Here is a 4,317-nt window from a genome sequence, read left to right as displayed (position 1 = left end):
GGTGCGATGTACAGATATTGTTGATCGGTGCCGGGCGCATCCCAACCGGACCAAATCGCGTACCGCCGCCCCTGATGTTCAAGCACCGTCATATCGATAGCCCACAAGTTCGGCGAGCGTCCATCATCGCCGTCGCCGGTCGCAAACGGCCCCTGCAGCTTGTACGGCCCCAGCGGATCTTTCGACTCCGAACGCAACACGTAGGCCAAGTGGTTTTCGTTTTTACCGTCGGACCCCGCAAAATAGATATGCCAACGGTCGTCGAGGTAATGCAGCTCGGGGGCCCAGATTTCACGCGAATACGGGCCCGATTCCGGTGCCTGCCAAACGATGTGCTTTTCACCTAGTGACGTAATTTTGTCCGTGGTGTGAATCGCAATCCCGCGGTTGCCATCGGAAAAACACCATAGATAACGCTCCGCATTGGGATCGCGAACCAACCAAGGATCTGCGCCTTCTGCAATCGGATTGACAAACTGATTCGACGGTAATGCCGAGGTTGATTCGGTTTGCTTGAACGCGGGATCGCCCGCATCCTTGGGTAACTCGCTGTTCCAGGCAAGCAGCACTTTCTTGAACCGTTCAACAAGATCCTCGTTCGCATCGGCGACATTGTTGCTTTCGGATACATCGGTATTGAGGTCGTACAGTTCAGCACCGCTGCCGTCGTAGTTCAGGTGAAACTTCCACTTCCCCTCACGCATGGCCAGATCCGAATTGGGCTCTTGTTTCGTGCCCGGGCGATCAGGTGGACGTCGCCAAAAGATCGGCGCCGTACGACTCTCTTTCGCATTGCCGAGCAACGTCTTGTGCAAATCTTCGCCGTCCAAGACCGCTTTCTCGGGCAGCGGCGTCCCGGTGATCGAATACAGCGAACGATTCAGATCGATTGCGGAAAAGACCGAAGTCGAATTGACGGTGCCGCCCGCATCATCGGCCAAAACCCCCGGCCCCCAAACGATCAACGGCGATCGAATGCCCCCTTCATACAGATACGTTTTCGACCCGCGCAGTGGTTTTGCGGATCCCGCACCCGGCTCGGGCCCGTTGTCCGAGGAAAACACAATCAACGTGTTCTCTTTCAGATCGGGATCGTTGCGAATTCGGTCAAACAACACACCAAGTTGTTCGTCCATCGCTTTGAGCACCGCGTAGTACAACTCACGCTTCGACTGCCCGGTCGCGTCCCTTAGCACCTTCGGCGGAAAGAAGGGCGAGTGCACATCATCAGGCCACAGGTTGATGTAAAACGGTTTCTTCAGCACTTGCGACTGATCGATAAACGAAACCGCATCGCTGACGAATGCGGCGGTTACCACGCTGCGATCCTCCCAGCGAATCGGGCCCTGACCGAGGTTGGCAGATCCCAAGTCGTGTGGCTGAGGATCGCTACCATCGTAGGCGTCTTTGAGTGGCAGGACTCGCGGCCCGAGCCCTTCGAAATTGGTCAAACTGCGATCGAATCCATAACGATCAATCAAGGGCGCGTCCCCTACATCCCGCTGGCCGCCCATATGCCATTTCCCAAAATGGCCCGTCGCATACCCGGCCGCATTAAGTTCACGGGCAAGCACCGGAGCTTTGGGAGAAAGCCAGTTTGCGATTCCTCGTTTGCGATTGCTTTGCCGATTGGCCAAGTAGGAACTGATTCGATGTCGCTGAGGATATTGCCCGGTTGTCAGTGCAACTCGCGATGGTGAACAGATTGGTGAGTTGACGTAATATTGCGTGAACTTGATTCCTTCGCTTGCCAAACGATCGATATTCGGCGTCTGGACCACGTCCCCGCCGAAACAGGAAACGTCGGACCATCCCATGTCATCAATAAAGACGTTGACGATGTTCGGCGTTTTATCCGAAACGATTGGCTTGGGCGCGTTGTAATACGCCAACGTGTCATGTGTTTGGGCGGTCCACTGATCGACCGCTGCACGAAGCGTCGCAACTCGATCGGATTGCGCCGGATCCGAAATCAAATTGTTTTGCTCGTAGGGATCGTCCGCTAAGTAATAAAGTTCTTCGGCAGGACGTTGCAAGTATCGCTGGACTTTGCTTTTGGCTTGCGGCGAGCGTAACGCCTGCTCGACCCAACTTTCCCAATACCCCGCTCGTCCCGCGATTTCAGTAACGTGGCTAGTGAAACGGAATTCGGGATGCAGATTACGAATGTATTTCCAACGGTCGCTTGTTCGAGCCGACCGGATCGGAAAAATGTTCTTGTCACCATCGCCGCTGTGCGTCGTTAGGATCACGTCACGATGCTCGCTCTGCTCGCCGCTTAGCACCGGCAGGAACGAGCGTCCATCGATCGCCGATGGCGGTTCGCCACCGGCAACATCGACCAGCGTCGGCAAGATGTCGATCCACGAAACCATCGCGTCCGAGCGAGTGTTGGGTTGGACTTGCCCCGGCCAACTGACGATCAAAGGCGTACGGATGCCTTCTTCGTACAGATTCCATTTACCGAACGGCCACTGCGCCCCATGGTCGCTGGTGTGGAGAAAGAACGTGTCATTGCCGAGTTTTTCGCGAGCCAAATCAAAGACTTGGCCAAGCTCTGTATCCATGATCCGCACGGCGGCAAGGTACTCGGCCCGCGCGGCTCGCGTTTGCGGTGTATCGACATGATGCGAGGGAACATGAACGTTGTTGGCATTAAATTCGCCAGTCTGTTCGGGCCAGGGAACATGCGGCCAATTCGTCCCGACGAACAAACAAAGCGGTCGCGAGTCGTCACGCTCTCGCAACCATTTCAGTGCATTGGGAACCGCCGTGTCTTCGTGGTAGTTAAAGTTTTGAGCGAGATCAAAGCCATATTCGGTCGTCTGTTTGTAGTGCCCAACCTTGCCAAACGAGACGACTTCGTAACCGAGTTGCTGCAGATAGGCGGGCAACTTTTTGATGTCGGCTCGAGGACGCGAATGATTCGGTTCGGCACCGTTATTGGCGGGGTACAGTCCGGTTAGAAGCGCCGCACGACTTGGCGCACAGGCGGGCGATGCGACAAACGCTTGGTCAAACGTCATTCCGGCCGCGGCAACTCGGGCCATGTTCGGCGTCTCGATCTCGTCCGATCCGTACACCGACGAGTCACGCCAAGTATGATCATCCGACAAAAATACCACGATGTCGGGCCGTTCGGCTGCAGATAAAACCGAGCGTGAGGCAAGACAGCACGCGAACGTCAACAGGACAAGTAAAAAGCGATTCATCAATCCAAGCATCCAGTGAGAAGGAAGGAAATTGAAGAGAGTTATAAGGAGAGCGGCCAAGCTAACAGGCTGTGGCTAGTTGCAATCCGCCAATTCACGCAGCACGGTGGTCGCGTACGTTCCTTTGGGTAGATCAAATCGCAGGACAAGAGTACGGCCATCTTCCCAGACCAAACGGGACGCCAAAGGACGCAGTCGCATAACGCGGCGTTCTTGCTGTAAGTTAAACGACGCCAATCCATCGATGATCTCGGGATGACGCTCAATCACTCTCTGCTCCAATCCCTTGACTTGGTTCTCAGAGAGTAGATCGCCTTGCCCCCACAGCGGCGAAGTCAGTTCGAGTTGTTTCTGCTGGACTCGCTCGGCCTCATCCCCGCGGTAGTTTCCAGGCAACACCAGACTGCGATTATTGGCAAAACCAAACACCTCGCCATCAAGCGGCGTGTCCCAATTGCCCTGCACGACTCGCTGCGCCACACAGGCATTAAAGATAAAACTGCGAGCCGCCGAAATCAGAATACCTCGAAGCGGACGGTCACGGACATCGAGTTCGCCTGACATAAAACGGCGAGCCTGATCAACGTTGCCGCCATCACGCCCGAAACGCTGAGGCCCAAAATAGTTCGGCACGCCACGATCACTGATCTGCTGCCAACGTTCATTCGCCTCGCTTTCGGAAAAATCGCACTCACGCAGCCGGATGAGGAACCGATTGCCATCATGCGATCCGCGATGAAGTTTCCGTAAATTGCGAGTGACCTTTAGGATCCGAATACCGTCGTCAGCCAAGTCGTCTAGCGACGGCGACGGTTGGCCTGGCAAATGGATGCTGAACCATTGCCGGGTGATCGCGTGGTTGTCTTTCATACCACAATGGCTAACCAATCGTTTTCGGATGCCAAGTTTTTTAGCAAACAGCGTCGCCACGTCATTGGTATTTCGCTCGGACTTTTCCACCCAAACCAGGCAATGTTCGCCATCACCAGACGGCTGGAAACCGAGCAGTTCTTCGACCTGAAAATCCTCGGGGTGGCATTTGAAACGGACCGTCCCAAGTGATTCGCCGCAGAGTCGTGGGGGATCGATCGGGTTCATACAAGTG

At 55.2% G+C, this 4,317-nt stretch carries 2 protein-coding genes; both read right to left on the bottom strand.

Annotated features, from left to right (window positions below; genetic code table 11):
• On the bottom strand, positions 1–3,212 hold a 3,212-nt coding region (locus ABX962_RS31385), incomplete at its 3' end, for a sulfatase-like hydrolase/transferase (RefSeq protein ID WP_372725505.1).
• A 75-nt stretch (positions 3,213–3,287) separates the two neighbouring features.
• Positions 3,288–4,317: tRNA pseudouridine(13) synthase TruD (gene truD / locus ABX962_RS31380; protein WP_372725503.1), on the bottom strand; the 1,030-nt coding region annotated here is incomplete at its 5' end.

Origin of the sequence: Novipirellula sp. (genome assembly GCF_041583735.1) — a bacterium.
GTDB lineage: Bacteria > Planctomycetota > Planctomycetia > Pirellulales > Pirellulaceae > Novipirellula.
Note: the sequence above shows the minus strand (reverse complement) of the source record. Positions and strands in the feature narration are given on the sequence as shown.